Genomic DNA, 16,908 nt, shown 5'->3' with positions numbered 1-16,908 from the left:
GTGATGAACTAATAAGTAAAACTCAGAAGCTCACTTTATCTGCATCAAAGTAATAGCGTGCTGGCGCGATATTCATACCACCTGTAACCGGCAAACAAACACCTGTAATAAAACCTGCCAGATCACTTGCTAAGAAACTCACCGCATTAGCAATATCTTCAGGCTCCCCCATACGTTTAATTGGCTGCGTCGCTAAGAAATTATCAATAAACTCTTGGTTTAAATTATTTTTCACAGCATCTGTCGCGATCATTCCTGGTAGTACTGCATTACAACGAATACCAAAACTCGCGTATTGAATCGCGATTTGACGTGTCATATGGTTAATGGCATTTTTTGCCGTGCCGTAAGAGATGCTCGACATTTCAGCACTTAAAGAAGACAGTGATGAGATGTTTACAATGCTCCCACCACCATGTTTAACCATCGTTGGAATAACTGCTTTTGATGGAATAAATACGCTATTTATATTAGCAAGCATATTCTGTTCCCAATCAACCACTTCAGTATGGGCTAAGTCACGATCTTTACGTAAATCTACACCGCCAAAGTTGTTAACCAGCACATCAATCTTTCCTTCTTTTTCAAGAATAGAATCAATCAACGGCGCGTAAGAATCATTATCGAACGCATTAAAAAACATCCCCGTTGCTTTACCGTTATTTTTGGTAATTTCATTAGCCGTCGCTGTTGCCTCATCAATATTCCAATCAGCAACATAGACATTGGCGCCTTGAGAGGCCAATAACTTACTACATGCCTTACCAATTCCTTGTGCGCCTGCTAGTACTAACACTGTTTTATTTTTAAACATAAACCACCCGATATCGAACAACGTTTTTATCCATTATATCTGTCACTTACAGGGAATAAATATAGATATTCGTCCAAATAATTACTGTTAACCATATGCGTAATAAATAGTAAATAAGATATCTTATTGCACAGCGCCTTGTTAATATAAATAAAAACCATTCTCAATTGGTGGCTCATGAATAACGAAGTAACAGTAATAAACAGCGAAACCATCACAACCAATATGCAACGAATCACTTTACAAGGAGAGTGCTTATCTGCATTTTCTAAGAATAGTGCAGGAAACTATATAAAATTACTTTTTGCTGAAAATGGCAGTACTGATATTAGTCTTGTGCCGAAAGGGCAACGACCAGTGATGCGTACCTATACGATTAGAAAATATATTCCAGAAGAAAATAGTATTGAAGTCGATTTTGTTCGTCATAATACAGATCAAGGCGATCACAGCTATGCCGCTAAATGGGCGAAGCAAGCATCATTAGGCGATAAAATTAGTCTATTAGGCCCGGGGGAAATTAAAGACCTCAATCATGATGCAGATTGGTTTTTTATGGTTGCCGATATGACCGCGCTACCATCATTAACGACAAAAATACAAAGGCTGCCAATAGATGCGAAGGGATACGCCGTTATTCAAGTTATTGATAAAGAGGATATACAGGAATTATCTAAGCCTGAAGATATTAAAGTGATCTGGATAACAGCCTCTGAATCGCTAGCAGATACTGCCACATCATTACCTTGGAAAGATGGCAAGGTTTCTGTTTGGTCAGCCTGTGAATTCGATACCATGCGTGAACTACGACAATATTTTCGCAATGAAAAAAACGTTGAAAGAGAGTTCATTTACATTAGCAGTTATTGGAAAAACGGTGTGTCAGAAGATGGTCACAAAGACATTAAACGCCGAGATGCTATGAGCATATGAAAAATATTTAACACTTATATAAGCAGCAAATGTACCGACGTTTTTAAAGTTATGAACTAGACTAATAAACGAAATCTACTGATAACAGAGGCATTTATGGCTACTCAAAAAACTAAAAGTTCAACGCATGAAAAAATGGAACACCGTTACGATGATGATGTAGAGCATAAACATAATAAAGATCATGAAGAATATCGCGGCCATGAACCCTCTCATGGACATCATATTCACGGTGGAACAGGAGCTGCACATAAAGGTACACATCACCACCATTATACCACTCACCACCACCATCATTATTATGGTCCTGTCACCATTATTAATAGTAACGATGAAGATTAGCTTGCCATTAAGACAAGAAATCAACATGCAGATTATATAATTTCAACAAGAAAGAGTGATAAATCTGCATGTTGAACATTAATGAGCATTATCTTTTATACACAGGTTAGGATCTAACGCTTGCTTATCAAAAGTAGGAAAATGAGGAGCTTGTAGATACCCCCAAGCAGCAAGTAATAAAAGTAAGAAGGGAATTGATAAGTGCATAGCTGATACTAACCCAGCCAAAAATCCTGTTTTTACTTTCGTTGGTCGATAGACTTTTACGGCTTTAGGTGGAAAGCGCCCTTCACGAATTCCAGCGATAGCTCGCGGTATCAATATCCAACTCATCGTAAAAGCAAATAGTGGCACACCAACCATCACTAAATACCAAAAATAATCAGCGAGATTAAACCCCAACCATTCAAAGCAATGTGGACGAGATAAACATCGTTAATAATAGGTATCAGCCAGATTGTATGAAGAAAGTAAATGACGCTCCCAACGAATACTCCAGCCAAGATCCGAACCGCTTTTTCTTTCTTTGAGTATTCTTGAGCATATTCCACTGCGCTGATCCCTCATCCTTAATCGTTTAATTTTCACTCAATATAACTAAGAGAGGGTGTATTAACAAATACTCGAGATATAAAAAAGGCCTGATTAATCAGGCCTTTTTCAAAAATAGGACTTACTAGTGATTTTCTGCGTTAAGCAAATCACCTTTGGCTGCTTTTAAATATTGCACCATTGACCAGTACGTTAATACCATTGCAACATACAAAGATACATAACCTAACCATACAACGTATTCATGCGGATGCCATAACAACAATAATAGAGCAAACATCTGAGAGGCAGTCTTCACTTTCCCTACCCAAGAAACGGCAACACTTGCACGTTTACCAATTTCTGCCATCCATTCGCGTAATGCTGAAATAATAATCTCACGACCAATCATAGTGACAGCAGGGATCGTAACCCATACTGAATGATAATGCTCAACCACGAGTACTAAGGCCGTTGCTACCATGAGTTTATCAGCAACAGGATCAATAAAAGCACCAAACCGAGTTGTTTGATTTAATTTACGAGCAAGGTAGCCATCGAACCAATCGGTGACACCCGCAACCCAAAAAATTAACGCTGTTGCAAAAGCAGACCACTCGTACGGCACATAAAAGGCAATAACAAAAAATGGGATAAGCATGAGCCGAACGAAACTTAAGATGTTAGGTATTGATAAACGCATAATATTATTCTTATGTTCAAAATCAGAGTTCAATCTACTTCCCTAGCCTACTCCAAAGTCTGCTTAGGTGCGAATTTATCAGTAAATTAAACCAAAAAAGTGCAGCGAACTAATTATGTTGCAATGCATCGACTATTTTTTCTGCTAAAGCAGGACTAATACCAGGTACTTTAGCAATTTCTTCTTTACTTGCTTTCTTCAGTTCTTGCATACCACCCATATATTTGAGCAACGCTTGACGTCGTTTAGGCCCAATACCTTCTACATCTTCAAGGCTACTACGCTTACGAACTTTTGCACGTTGGGCGCGGTGACCACTAATAGCATGGTTATGGCTTTCATCACGAATATGCTGGATCAAATGCAACGCTGGTGAATCACTTGGCATAGAAAACTCTTCGCCTGTAACAAAGATGAGCGTTTCTAAACCAGGCTTACGTGTCGTACCTTTTGCCACACCGACAAACAAAGGTCGTTTTGGCCAATCAGCAATATACGGCTTCACTACATCATACGCTGTTGATAACTGACCTCTACCGCCATCTATGAAAATTATGTCTGGAATTTTATCTAATTCCATATTTTTGCTGTAACGACGCTCCAAAACTTGTGCCATTGCTGCGTAATCATCACCACCCGTAATACCCGTTATATTATAACGACGATACTCTTGCTTTAATGGCCCTTCCTGATTGAATACAACACATGAGGCAACCGTTTTTTCACCCATAGTATGGCTAATATCAAAACATTCCATACGTGAAATCGGCTTTAAGTTTAAAGCTTGTTGCAGAGCAAAGAAACGCTCTTGTATCGTTAAACGGTGATTAATTTTGCTTGTCAGTGCGGTTTCTGCATTCGTCTTTGCCAATTTTAAATACTGAGCACGAGTTCCTCGTGGATTGTATTTAAAAATGATAGTACGCCCAGCCATTTCCGTTAACGCTTTAGCAATAGTTTCACCTTCTTCTCCCAGCGTTTCACTTAATAAAATGACACTCGGGATAACTCGACCTTCAACTTGGTTGAAATAGTATTGAGTAACAAACCCTGAGAGAACTTCTGTTAACGTTGCATCAATTGGCACTTTAGGAAAATAACTGCGACTACCTAAGATCTTACCTTGACGAATATATAAACCATGGATACATGCAAGCCCATTACTGTGCGCAATACCAATGACATCAATATCATCTTCATTGTCTTGGCTTACAAACTGCTGCTCTTGAATACGCCTTAGTGCTTGGATTTGATCGCGATATCGTGCCGCTTGCTCAAACTCTAACGCTTGGCTTGCTTGCTCCATTTTCTCAACCATAATGCTAATCACTTGGCGATCTTTACCCTGTAAAAATAATCGTACCAATTGCACTTGCTGTTGATAGTCATCATCGCTGATCAACCCTTCGACACATGGCCCAGAGCAACGCCCAATTTGATACATCAAACATGGACGACTTCGATTAGCATATACTGAGTCTTCACACTGACGAACCGGAAAGATTTTTTGCATAAGATGCAAGCTTTCGCGTACTGCACCTGCATCAGGATATGGGCCAAAGTATTCACCTTTGCGACGCTTAACACCGCGGTGAATCGACAAGCGTGGATGCTTGCTTGCACTTAGAAGAATATAAGGATAAGACTTATCATCACGCAGTAATACATTATATTTAGGTAAATACTGCTTGATATAGTTATGTTCAAGGATAAGTGCTTCAGTTTCAGTATGGGTTACCGTCACATCCACATTGCAGATATTTTTAACTAAAGCACGTGTTTTTTCACCCGCAACATTAGTTCGAAAATAACTAGAGAGACGTTTTTTTAAATCTTTTGCTTTACCGACATAAATAACCACACCAGTAGCGTCATACATACGATAGACGCCTGGCTGGTGTGTTACTGTTTTCAGAAAAGCTTGAGAATCAAAACTTTTTTCGTTTGGAACATCTGACACTATAACGTCTCTGTATCAAGCATTCCATGTCGAATGGCAAGATGCGTTAATTCAACATCACCACTAATATCCAGTTTGTTAAACAAACGATAGCGATAGCTATTAACGGTTTTCGGACTCAAATTTAATTGCTCCGAAATATCTGTTACCTTTTGTCCTTTCGTTATCATCATCATTATCTGAAGTTCGCGCTCAGAAAGCTCTTTAAAAGGATTCTCAGAATTTGAAGCAAATTGGCTTAACGCCATCTGCTGCGCAATTTCAGGTGAAATGTAACGCTGGCCACTATTTACCATTCTTATCGCATTAACCATTTCATCAGGTCCCGCTCCCTTCGTTAAGTAGCCCGCAGCACCGGCTTGCATGACTTTTGTTGGAAATGGGTTTTCGGTATGAATTGTTAAAACAATAATTTTTACATCGGGATTGAATCGTAAAATCTTACGGGTTGCTTCAAGTCCACCAATACCAGGCATATTCATATCCATAAGAATAATGTCGGCATGATTGCTACGGCACCATTTTACGGCTTCCTCACCACTGATGGCTTCTCCTACCACTTTAATACCACGGACATCTTCAAGAAGACGTCTAATCCCTGTGCGAACCAGTTCGTGATCATCTACAAGGAATACATTAATCAAGCTGTATCTCCAATGATTTGGCTCTGCACCCAGCCAGAATGGCAGGATAGCTACTACATAATTCTACCTTAACTTAACACTTCGCCAATTGCTGATTCTGTGTATCAGAGCAAAGTTTAGTATTAAGTTAAAGCTTGACAATAAGTTGTTTTATTACACGCTTCAAAATAAAGCGTGCACATTGATTATTTCCTATTTGGAAAAAAAAATAAAGCGGAAAATATAATATTTCCAATTAGTTATAATTATCAATCAAATAACAGTTTGTTACATCATTTATGATTTATAAAATTTAGAACTAATGCTAATTTCGAAATGACTTTTGCTCTCTCCACTCCATTGAGTGTAATTGATTATGTGATTTTTTTTAACTCGAATAGAAAAATAAGCGCAAAAAAACACCAATAACGAATGTACATCAACCTCTTAAATCTCTATGACTCCAGTTTTTACATCAAGATCCATAACCTATACAAACAACGAACACATTGTAAAAATCGCGTTTTACCTACTCTATAACGTATTGAAACATTGAATAAAATAACAGCAAATACTGACTAAATTTTAGTTTTGAATATTTATTTAAATAAAGTCGTTCATTCTTTAGACGTCTAGATGTAAAGCATTCCCATCGCTTACTTAATAGAGTATTATGTGCGCCGCTTTTGGTTCTACTCTTTTTTCGATATCTCGAACTCAGAAATTAGGCCGACACCGCTCTTGTTTTATAATGGATTATTCGCGTTGAGTGACAACATTTAGCATAACTTGCTATTTATTATCACCAACTTTGGCATGGCTGCTGAACCGGTGACATTTACTTAACCATAAAGCATACGCGAATCCAGTTTTTATATGTGTTGTTCAATATTCGTTGAATAATTATCAAGAGTTTACAAGGTTTAGTTATGAGTCTTTCAGCCAAAACGGTTGTTCTGATTGCTATCGGTGCTGCACTTTACGGCATTGGGGGGTTACCTATGTTTGGTATTCCTGTTTTTGCAAACACAACTTTAAAGCCAGCTATGGCTGTACTGGCACTATTCGCTGTTCTATTTGGCCCATTAGTTGGCTTTCTTGTTGGTTTTATCGGCCACTGGGTAACAGATCTGTTTGCCGGATGGGGAGTTTGGTTCACTTGGGTTTTAGGCTCTGGAATCGTTGGTATGATCATTGGCTTATATCCTAAACTCACCCGCGAACGCTTGGAAAAAGGCCTTTTTTCTAAACTTGATTTCACTCTATTTGTAGTACTCGCATTCTTAGGCAATGTGATTGGTTATGGCTGCTCTGCCTTTTTAGACTCAATTCTCTATGCCGAACCTTTTGCCAAAGTCTTAGCGCAACTTGTCATTATTGCGGCAGGTAACACAACGTTAATTGCCGTTGTGGGACACTTTATTTTGACATCTGTTGCTAAACGTAAACAGCAAAGCTACAACCTCAAAGAGGCATATTAAGCATGGCTATTCAATTTACTGATTTTTCATTTAAATATTGGGCACTTGAAAAGCCAACATTAAAAAATATCAATCTCACCATTAACGCTGGTGAGAAAGTCGTGATTGTTGGCCCTAGTGGTAGTGGTAAATCAACATTGGGACAATGTCTTAATGGTCTCATTCCATATGCAATCAAAGGTGATTGTTCAGGTACACTCACTATTAATCAGCAAGATACTCAAAAAATGGGCCTCGACTACTGTACAAGTATGGTTGGTACAGTATTGCAAGATACTGATGGTCAGTTTGTAGGGTTAAGTGTCGGCGAAGACATTGCTTTTGCGCTCGAAAATCAAATGATCCCACAAAAAGAGATGCACGATATTGTGCAAGCAACGGCTGACATGATTGATTTGAACGCGATTATTGACCACTCTCCATTTGATTTAAGTGGAGGTCAAAAACAGCGTGTATCTTTAGCCGGTGTGATGGTTGATGATGTTGATATCCTGTTATTTGATGAACCTTTAGCAAGCCTTGATCCCAAAACAGGTAAAGCCGCAATAGAGATCATTGATAAGCTGCATAAAGATACAGGCAAAACAGTGATTATCATTGAACACCGTTTAGAGGATGTGCTCCATCGTCCCGTTGATCGCATCATTATGATGAATCGTGGTGAAATTGTTGCAGATATGACGCCTGACGAATTATTAGCAAGTACGGTGCTTGAGCAGCACGGTATACGTGAACCTTTATATATTTCTGCTATTAAAGCGGCGGGTTGTACACTTTCAAAAGACGATCACCCCGCTTATTTCTCTACCCTTTCGCTAGATAAATTTAAGCCACAACTAGAGCAATGGTTTCATCAGGTGGCGCCAGTACAAAAGCCTGAGCTTAGCGAAGTATTATTGAGCGTGAAAAACTTGTCTTACTCCTATGATGGCGTAAAAAACACCCTTAATGATGTTAGCTTTAATGTCCATAAAGGTGAATTTGTTTCGATTATGGGAAAAAATGGTTCGGGCAAGTCAACCATCACCCGTTTAATCATGGGAGTATTGGAGCAAGATAGCGGTACTATTTCGTTAAACGGTAATGATCTCGCCAGTTGTTCTATCTTTGAACGCAGCCATAAAATTGGCGTGGTATTACAAAACCCCAATCATATGATTTCACACCACATGATTTTCGATGAAGTCGCATCTGGGCTTCGTAACCGTGGTGTTGACGAAAATACAGTAAAAAACAAAGTTAATCACATGCTTGAGCTCTGTGGCTTAGGTCGTTACCGTGAATGGCCGATTGATGCACTGAGTTTTGGCCAAAAGAAACGTGTAACTATTGCGACTATGCTTGTGTTAGAGCCTGAACTGTTGATCCTTGACGAGCCAACAGCAGGACAAGACTACCACCACTACACCGCAATGATGGCATTCATTAAAGAGCTTAATGAAAAGCTTGGTATTACCATCATTATTATCTCGCATGATATGCATTTAGTACTGGAATACACACAGCGCGCCATTGTTATTGCTGACAGCCAATTGCTAGCAGATGACAGTGTCTACCGTATATTTAGCCAGCCAACCCTACTTGATAAAGCTAACTTAACAGTGACAAGCCTTTACACTTTAGCTGAGGCTATGGGCATTACACGTATCGACAACTTCATCCGTTGTTTTATTGAGCACGAAGCAAAAACGAAATAATCATGAAAACCAATAAATTCAAATTTGGTATTAGTTATATTAATACCCATTCATGGCTACACTCGCTAAACGGTATTACTAAACTCATTCTCTTTATGGCTTGGGTTACCATGGTATTATTGACGTTCGATCTACGTGTTATTTGTGGATTGATTATTTTAGGTCTGTTCTTACTTAAAGAAACCCAGATACCTTTTAAGGTTTATAAACCGTTACTCATGGGTACAGCTGTCGTTTTACTGATGAACGCATTATTTATGTTCTTGATTGCACCGCAGCAAGGCACCGATTATATGCACAGTAAAACCGTTCTGATCCATCTCTTTGGTCATTACGATATTACGCTTGAAACATTGTTTTACTTGTTAACAGTGACACTAAAATATTTCAGCATGTTCCCGATCGCATTGGTGTTTGTGTTCACCACTCATCCAACAGAGTTTTCAGCAAGTTTAAATAAACTGGGGGTACCTTATCGTGTTGCTTACGCTGTTAGCTTAACCTTACGTTACCTGCCAGAAGTGATGAAAGACTTCACTAATATTATGCATGCTCAACAAGCACGTGGGGTGGATATTTCAAAAAATGCACCAGTGATGACACGTATCCGTAATGTAGCAAAGATTCTTGGCCCATTAATTTTTTCAAGCTTAGATCGTGCAGATGTCATTTCCAATGCAATGACTTTACGAGGTTTTGGTCGCAATAAAAAGCGTACTTGGTATAGCTTAAAACCAATGACTAAAAATGATGTCATTGCTTTAGTCATTATTGTAGCAATACTTGGTTTTGGTATTTTCCACCGCGTTGAATCCACCAGCTTATTTTGGTATCCGTTCCACTGATTACTTTAGCTTTTCAGTATCAGTTAACAGCAACAAAAAAGCCGATCATGAGATCGGCTTTTTGATATCTTCAGTGCAAATCGTTTTAACTTTGTGATTCTCGCGCTAATCGACGCGCTTTTTGACCTCGAATCACCAAGATAATACCAGCAATAATAAATGGAATACTTAACAGTTGACCTGTATTAAGCACAATATCTGTAGAATAGTCAGCCTGATGGACTTTAATAAATTCTAATAAGAAACGTACTGTCATCACTAATACTAAGAACCAACCTAACAGTAGCCCCTTATACTTACCAATATCTGTTTTACGATAAAGCGCAAACAATAAAACAAAGATGGCTAAGTAAGAAAACCCTTCATACAACATAACAGGGTGACGCGGGATCATATCAACCCGTTCAAAAATAACAGCCCATGGAAGATTACTCGGTGTACCAAGAATTTCTGAATTAAAGAAATTACCCGTACGAACAAAGAAGCCGAACAATGCTGTCGCGATAGCTAAACGATCAAGTAACCACATGAAGTTAATTTTGTAGCGCTTAGTATAGAAGTAGACGGCTAGAATAACACCTAAACCACCACCGTGACTTGCTAACCCACCGTTCCATACCGCAATAATCTGGCCAGGGTTCGCCCAGTAATAGTCTGGATCGTAGAACACTACATGAAATAAACGCGCGCCAACAATAATACCAACGACGGCGTACATTAATAATGAATCTAAACTTTCTACCGGCTTATCTTCACGTTCATACACTGACTTCATAACTTGGAAACCAGCAGTAATTGCTAACGCAAATAACACACCATACCAATGAATCTTCAAGCCGAAGATTGACACCATAACGGGGTTTACATCCCAAACAAAATGTTCCAACGAGATTACCTTCTCAGTAATATAGTGTCCAAACAAGATGGACGACTTACAATAAGCACAGGTTATCAAGAAAAATCACTATGGTGAATAAACGTTAGCTTAATTTAAGTAAATTTAATCCTATCCGTCAGTTCATAACTATCTTTATGTCTGTTTAAAGCGAGATAGATAAACAAATTCGGCCTTTTTCTTACTCTTATAAAATGCATTGTCTGTCCGTGTCATTAATATTTCAACGTCATCATCATCGTGAGAAATAGCCGCACCAATAAAAAATGGTTATGCCGTTAACTCGTTAATTAAATTAATAATTATTGCGGCCACTCTTTTTCTAAATATAAACAACACATGAATATATCTGCTATAACTTATTAAGCGGCTCTTTTTATTACCATAAAAACAAGGACTGGTTATGATGAAGATTTTCGTTATAAGCTTATTTTTCTCATCCGCCTTACATGCTGCACCTTCATTACATCACCTCGATTACTCAATTGATTTCCATAATAAATACGGCACTGATGGCCTACTTATTTCAAGCCCGAACATTCAATTTATTTACAAAGAAATCGATAGACATTGCTATAAAATTGTCAGAGATCGTAGTGCTAGAATTTATTGGTCACAGGCTAATAATAAAAAGTGCTTATTGAAGTAGAGCTGCCTAAAATGCTTTAACTAAAAAACGTTTAAATCTTTAATCTAATAAACTACTGCTGTATACCGCAATGTTGATGCTTACTATCACATGCGTAAGATGATGCCTCAATTTGTACTGTCACATGTTCAATGTCAAAGTGATCATGAACATAATGTTTGATTTCATCAGGTAAACCTTGCCCCTCAACATACTCATCAACAACAAGGTGAACTGTCATGGCATTTTCAGTAGTACTCATCGGCCAAACATGTAAATCATGGAAAGTATTAACATGCGGCAACTCTGCTAAATAGGTTTTTAATGCTGATATATCAACGTTGTTCGGCACCGCATCTAATGAATAATTGATTGAGTCTTTTAGTAAGCTCCACGTACCGATTAAAATTACCACGACAATCGCTAAGCTCATCGCAGGATCTAACCAATCCCACCCAGTAATATTTATAATCAAAGCGGTAATAATCACACCAAGAGAGACTGCGGCATCACCCGCCATATGAAGGAAAGCCCCTTTCATATTTAAATCATGCTTTTGTCCTTTGGCAAATAACATCGCTGTCGCAGCATTGATGATCACACCAATAAAAGCCACCACCATCACCGTGGTACCAGCCACTGGACGGGGGTCAGAAAATCGTAGAACCGCTTCCCATGCAATTGCTCCAAGCGCAAACAATAATAATAACGCACTTGTTAATGAAGCTAATATTGTCACTTTACGGAACCCATAGGTTCGCTGCTCAGTTGCCGCTTTTTTTGCTAATGCAAAAGCTCCCCATGCCAAGACCAAAGTAACAACATCGCTAAGGTTATGCCCTGCATCGGCTAGTAATGCTAAAGAATCAGTAATAAAACCATAAGTCGCTTCTACAATGACATAAAGAAGGTTTAGTACAATCCCTATTGCAAAGGCGGAGTTGTAATTTGAAACATGGTGTTCATGTGAATGCGCCATTGGCCGTTTTCCATAAATTTAATTTCTATTAATTTTACTCTTTCTAATAAAAATCACATGCAACCTGATATTACAGATGTAAAAAAAGCAGCCAACGCTGCTTTTTATCACTTTCGATTTATTGTGTTATGTCTATAAAAACAACACGATTATTCGGCTTCAACCGTCGCAGATTCATCACCACGAAGGTTGATCTGTAATGCTTGTAAAAAGTTACGTAGTACCTGATCTTTACACTCACGGTAGTGTTTATGATCAAGCTTACGGAAAAACGCACTTAATTCATGCTTACTTAAACGGAAATCCACCAGCTTAAACAAATCTAATACATCATCTGCTTTTAGATTTAAGGCAATTTGCAGCTTACGGAAAATAATATTATTCGTTAGCTTTTGCTCTGGTACTGGTTGTGGACCTTCTTTCTTGCCACGCTTTTGATTGATAAAGCCGTTAAGAAACGTTGCAAATTCTTCATCTGAACAGCTTTTGTAATCGTCATTGTCTTCTGGCTTTAACCAGTTACATACTTGCTCACGAGTTACAGTTGCATCTGCTTGTGCAAAGATTTCAATTAGTTGGCTATCATTTAAATCAAAGATGTAGCGTACACGGCGTAAAATATCGTTATTAGTCACAGTTTTTCCAGTTTAGTAGGCTGTCCCTTCATGGGGATCACAGCTAAGTTTTGGCAGATACTAGCAGATGTTGCAGGGTTATTCACTTGCATTGATCAAAGATGACACATCTACCGTTGCTATCATTGCTTTAGTTAATGGGTTCTTCTCACTGGTAATTAAGAGTTTATTATCCTTATACCAATGCACAGCTTCCCACTGTGAATAAATTCTTAAACGCTTATATTTAGCCGTTGACCAATCCAATTGATTGTTTTTCACTTTGACTAACCAAATAAAGGAATAACCTAAAAAGATGTCTTTACGATAGCCTAATAACGCAAGTGTTGAGGTCTTGGCGTTATAATCAGCACTCGTAATGAGTCCTTCTGTTAAATAATCCCCAACCGGTGAGACCGTCTGGCTAGATTGAGTCGTACTGAGTCGGTATAGCTTGGTATGCTCATTTTGCCAGTTTTTGCTAAATAGCCATAATTGATCACCCACAACTGTTATCGCTTCACTATCGAAATTATGTTGATACGTTTTACCCGGTTTAAAATCTTTAAAACGGTATCGAATAGTTGAAACAGGCGTGACTGACGAGCCTTTTTCAAGCGAGGCGAGTGGTACTTTATAAATCACACCTCCATCACGGCGTGTTGAGTTATTTCCTGTATCACCAATGTATAAATAGCGTTTACTCTGCGCTAAATCTTCCCAATCATAATTTTTACTGCGTTTAACCGTCACCGTTTTTGTGACTGTTTGAAAATTAGAAGACAGTTGATAAATCTGATTTCGGCTGCCGCTGTCATTATGTGACCATACATGCCCATTAATAATCGCCAAACCTGATGATTCATTTAAAACTTCAGGCAAATTTGCCAGCACATCAACGTCTAAAGGCTTACGTACTGAATACGTAGACGCTGAACTACAACCTGATAAACCGAGTAACACTACCATCAGATAGATGTTTTTTTTAAATATATCCGCCACTGACACTAACCTATTAAATTTAAAATGCGTGATGACTTAGCATGTTTTTATTACCATTAGCTTGTTATTGGAAACCACAAATATTGCCTCAAACTCGGCACAAATAGCACTTACCAACCATACTTAGAGAATTAGTTTTTAGTGTACGCTGACATTTAGCACTTAATATATTGATATGCGAGATATTATGCTGATACGACTATTAATGCTCAGTTTTCTTCTGGTGGTCTCTATTCCTACCTACAGTAGCAGTGATAAAAAGCCACCAGCACTCGTATTGCCTGAGATTTTACAACCAGAACAAACAAATAATAATAACACGCCCATACCTTTTACTCGTACAGGCCCCACAATTCAAGTCGCGATCTTACTCGATGCTAGTGGTTCTATGGGAGGATTAATTAATCAGGCAAGAGAGCAGATCTGGTCAATCATTAATGCCATCGCAACAGCCAATAAACATGATCGCCCTGTTACTTTACAAGTTGCATTGTTTGAATATGGTGTTGAACATCAATCAAAATATGATGGTTATTTACGTTTACTCTCACCACTCACCTCAGATCTTGACCAATTTTCAGAAGCACTATTTGCAATAAAGATTGGAGGGAGTAAAGAATATGCGCCACAAGTAATTCAAGAGGCAACAAACCGTTTACAGTGGAGCCCCCATCAAGACGATCTTCGTTTAATCATCATTGCAGGTAATGAAGAGTTTCAACAAGGTGATATTCCGATTAGCCATGCTATTCCTCTAGCAGTCAGTAAAGATATCATCATCAACACCTTATATTGCGGCCCCCATTTAAAAGGTCGTAAATTACAGTGGGCAACACCTGCACTGCTGAGTCATGGCAAATATTTGAATATCGACCATAACAAGAAAGCCCCCCATATTGAGACCCCTTACGACGATGATATCATCCAACTGGGCCGTAAAATTAATGACACTTACATCGGTTATGGTACAAAAGGGGCAAGTAAGAAAAGCCAGCAAATCGCTCAAGATATGAATGCATCAAGCCTTTCTAAATCTAGTAGCACAGAGCGCAGTATTGCCAAAGCAGGAAAGCAGTATAAAACACAAGATTGGGATTTGATTTCGCTTGCCCAACAAAATTTAGAACAAGGTGTAGCGTTCGCGAAAAAAGATCAACAGCACTATCATGGATTAAATGAGCAACAAATCACCGAAAAGCTTAAACAACAAATCGCACAAAGAGTACAGCTGAAACAACAGATATCAACGTTAGAGCAAAAACGAAAACACTTCATAAAACAATCGAAAAATGAGAACACAAAGGCTAAGGATGATTTGGGAAATGCGATTATTTTAACCATACAGGATCAAGCTAAATCAAAAGGCTTTAGTTTCCTATGAACGTTCGACTAAAAAGGCTGTTATTACCTTTATGGGTATATCTGGCTTTACTCTTTACTTCCAGCACTACTTTAGGCTTAGCACTGTCCCCGCTCACAGGCCCAACTTACACTGGCGATCTTAGCGTCCTTGAAAAAAAAAGGGTGCTAAGAGTATTAGTTTCGGCTGACTTAGGTTTTTACTATATTGAAGATGGTCTTCCAAAAGGCATTATCGCTGAATTACTTCACCACTTTGAGTTAGATATTCATAAAACTTATCCAAAACTCAATATTCAAGTGATCCCTGTACATCGAGATCAACTCATCAAATTCTTAATTACTGGATATGGTGATCTTGCCGTCGCTAATTTAACCATTACTGAACAGCGCAAAAAGCAAGTCGCCTTTAGTGAGCCTGTACTTACCAATATTTCAGAAGTTATTATTAATAATATTGATTCACCTGAAATTACAAAAATAGAGCAACTCAGCGATCAAGATATCTGGGTAAGAAAAAGTTCGAGCTACTATCAAAGCCTACTTGAAGTCAATAATCGTCTATTACTCCAACGCCTAGCGCCAATGAAGATCCATTTTTTAGAAGAAACACTGCAAGATTATGAGTTGTTGGAAATGGTTAATCTCGGGTTGATGAATATGACCGTTTTAGATGATCATAAGATGAAAATATGGAACAAGATATTACCAAAATTACGCATGAATTCTGCTTTCGTTTTAAGGAAAAACGGTGAAATAGCCTGGGCAATGAGAAAAGATAGCCCTAAATTAATGAAATTAGTTAATAGGTATATTGAACAAATAAAATCAGGGTCATTATTAGGAAATGTTATTTATAACAAGTATTTAAATAATCAAGGCTGGATAACAAACCTATTGAACCATAGTAATATGGATAAAATGGAAAAACTTTCTGATCTGTTTTTTAAATATTCTACGGAATATGATTTTGATTATTTAATGATGATGGCTCAGGGTTTCCAAGAATCAGGGCTTAATCAGCATAAAGTCTCCAATAAAGGTGCCGTTGGCATCATGCAAGTACTACCAAGTACAGCAAGAGATCGATATATAAATATTCCTAACATTTATATAGCAAGTAATAATGTTCATGCGGGTATAAAGTATATGCGCTATATCCAAAATAATTACTTAGATGATAGCAGTCTAACCTATGATAATAGAATGTATATGACACTCGCCTCTTATAATGCAGGACCTGGCAATATTAGAAAAATGCGACGTTATGCAAAGGAAAAAGGCTATAACCCTGATATATGGTTTAATAATGTTGAAATTATTACCAGGAGATATATAGGCAAACAACCTGTTGTCTACGTTACAAATATAAATCGTTATTACATTGTCTATAAACAATTAATGCGTTTAAAAAAATACCGCCAGAAAGGTGTCCGACCTTTTGTTCCACCTTACCGGTTTAATGTCCCTACCATTCTTGAATAAGTATACTTACTTACGTT

General features: G+C 38.1%; 17 protein-coding genes. 8 read left to right on the top strand and 9 right to left on the bottom strand.

From position 1 onward, the window contains the following. Nucleotides 1-22 precede the first annotated feature (22 nt). The gene (locus tag C9J40_RS05390) at nt 23-814 is read right to left on the bottom strand and encodes an SDR family NAD(P)-dependent oxidoreductase (protein WP_107246060.1); all 792 of its coding nucleotides are present in this window, start codon (nt 812-814) and stop codon (nt 23-25) included. 177 nt (nt 815-991) lie between these two features. On the opposite strand from C9J40_RS05390, the gene C9J40_RS05385 reads away from it, so the two are divergent. Both C9J40_RS05385 and C9J40_RS05380 read left to right on the top strand, forming a co-directional pair. Next, entirely contained in the window at nt 992-1,747 is a 756-nt protein-coding gene (locus C9J40_RS05385) for a siderophore-interacting protein (RefSeq protein WP_107246032.1), read from the top strand. Between the two features lie 96 nt (nt 1,748-1,843). Next, nucleotides 1,844-2,089, top strand: a complete 246-nt coding sequence (locus C9J40_RS05380; RefSeq protein WP_107206338.1) for a hypothetical protein — start codon at nt 1,844-1,846, stop codon at nt 2,087-2,089. A 78-nt stretch (nt 2,090-2,167) separates the two neighbouring features. Here C9J40_RS05380 and C9J40_RS05375 read toward each other — a convergent pair whose 3' ends face one another. The 4 genes from C9J40_RS05375 to uvrY form a co-directional block, all read right to left on the bottom strand. Continuing rightward, nucleotides 2,168-2,491 carry a hypothetical protein gene (locus C9J40_RS05375; RefSeq protein WP_146144058.1) on the bottom strand — a complete coding sequence of 108 codons (324 nt, stop codon included), beginning with the start codon at nt 2,489-2,491 and terminating at the stop codon, nt 2,168-2,170. A 274-nt stretch (nt 2,492-2,765) separates the two neighbouring features. Next, nucleotides 2,766-3,323 (bottom strand): CDP-diacylglycerol--glycerol-3-phosphate 3-phosphatidyltransferase, encoded by a 558-nt coding sequence (gene pgsA / locus C9J40_RS05365; RefSeq protein WP_005368388.1) that lies wholly within the window; start codon nt 3,321-3,323, stop codon nt 2,766-2,768. 109 nt (nt 3,324-3,432) lie between these two features. After that, the gene (gene uvrC / locus C9J40_RS05360) at nt 3,433-5,283 is read right to left on the bottom strand and encodes an excinuclease ABC subunit UvrC (RefSeq protein WP_107246030.1); all 1,851 of its coding nucleotides are present in this window, start codon (nt 5,281-5,283) and stop codon (nt 3,433-3,435) included. Beyond that, a complete protein-coding gene (gene uvrY / locus C9J40_RS05355) occupies nt 5,283-5,927 on the bottom strand; it encodes a UvrY/SirA/GacA family response regulator transcription factor (RefSeq protein ID WP_005368391.1) in 645 nt (214 codons plus the stop codon). The genes uvrC and uvrY overlap by 1 nt, the downstream gene beginning before the upstream one ends. A gap of 908 nt (nt 5,928-6,835) precedes the next feature. Between uvrY and C9J40_RS05350 the strand changes: the two genes are divergently transcribed. From C9J40_RS05350 to C9J40_RS05340, 3 genes are read left to right on the top strand one after another with little or no spacing between them, the layout of a single operon-like run. Further along, on the top strand, nt 6,836-7,387 hold the full coding sequence (locus C9J40_RS05350) for an ECF-type riboflavin transporter substrate-binding protein (RefSeq protein WP_005368393.1): 552 nt from the start codon (nt 6,836-6,838) through the stop codon (nt 7,385-7,387). A 2-nt stretch (nt 7,388-7,389) separates the two neighbouring features. After that, nucleotides 7,390-9,084 carry an ABC transporter ATP-binding protein gene (locus C9J40_RS05345; protein ID WP_107246028.1) on the top strand — a complete coding sequence of 565 codons (1,695 nt, stop codon included), beginning with the start codon at nt 7,390-7,392 and terminating at the stop codon, nt 9,082-9,084. Nucleotides 9,085-9,086: 2 nt separating this feature from the next. After that, entirely contained in the window at nt 9,087-9,929 is an 843-nt protein-coding gene (locus tag C9J40_RS05340) for an energy-coupling factor transporter transmembrane protein EcfT (RefSeq protein WP_107246027.1), read from the top strand. A gap of 85 nt (nt 9,930-10,014) precedes the next feature. On the opposite strand, the gene lgt is transcribed toward C9J40_RS05340, so the two are convergent. Next, on the bottom strand, nt 10,015-10,815 hold the full coding sequence (gene lgt / locus C9J40_RS05335) for a prolipoprotein diacylglyceryl transferase (protein WP_107206332.1): 801 nt from the start codon (nt 10,813-10,815) through the stop codon (nt 10,015-10,017). Between the two features lie 412 nt (nt 10,816-11,227). Here lgt and C9J40_RS21930 point away from each other — a divergent pair, with 412 nt between their 5' ends. After that, nucleotides 11,228-11,473, top strand: coding sequence for a hypothetical protein (locus C9J40_RS21930; RefSeq protein WP_107206331.1), 246 nt, complete (start codon nt 11,228-11,230; stop codon nt 11,471-11,473). Nucleotides 11,474-11,525: 52 nt separating this feature from the next. On the opposite strand, the gene C9J40_RS05330 is transcribed toward C9J40_RS21930, so the two are convergent. The 3 genes from C9J40_RS05330 to C9J40_RS05320 all read right to left on the bottom strand — a co-directional run bounded on the left by C9J40_RS05330 (nt 11,526) and on the right by C9J40_RS05320 (nt 14,047). Next, nucleotides 11,526-12,431, bottom strand: coding sequence for a cation diffusion facilitator family transporter (locus C9J40_RS05330; RefSeq protein ID WP_107246025.1), 906 nt, complete (start codon nt 12,429-12,431; stop codon nt 11,526-11,528). 149 nt (nt 12,432-12,580) lie between these two features. Continuing rightward, on the bottom strand, nt 12,581-13,066 hold the full coding sequence (locus C9J40_RS05325) for a DUF1456 family protein (protein WP_105059980.1): 486 nt from the start codon (nt 13,064-13,066) through the stop codon (nt 12,581-12,583). A gap of 78 nt (nt 13,067-13,144) precedes the next feature. Then, a complete protein-coding gene (locus C9J40_RS05320; RefSeq protein WP_233217668.1) occupies nt 13,145-14,047 on the bottom strand; it encodes a hypothetical protein in 903 nt (300 codons plus the stop codon). A gap of 187 nt (nt 14,048-14,234) precedes the next feature. Here C9J40_RS05320 and C9J40_RS05315 point away from each other — a divergent pair, with 187 nt between their 5' ends. Both C9J40_RS05315 and C9J40_RS05310 read left to right on the top strand, forming a co-directional pair. Beyond that, nucleotides 14,235-15,428, top strand: coding sequence for a VWA domain-containing protein (locus C9J40_RS05315; protein ID WP_107246023.1), 1,194 nt, complete (start codon nt 14,235-14,237; stop codon nt 15,426-15,428). Then, nucleotides 15,425-16,891 carry a lytic transglycosylase F gene (locus C9J40_RS05310; RefSeq protein WP_107206327.1) on the top strand — a complete coding sequence of 489 codons (1,467 nt, stop codon included), beginning with the start codon at nt 15,425-15,427 and terminating at the stop codon, nt 16,889-16,891. The genes C9J40_RS05315 and C9J40_RS05310 overlap by 4 nt, the downstream gene beginning before the upstream one ends. Nucleotides 16,892-16,908: the final 17 nt, after the last annotated feature.

It is taken from the genome of Photobacterium sp. GB-72 (assembly GCF_003026095.1).
Lineage (GTDB): Bacteria > Pseudomonadota > Gammaproteobacteria > Enterobacterales > Vibrionaceae > Photobacterium.
This window is presented reverse-complemented; position numbering and strand designations above follow the sequence as displayed.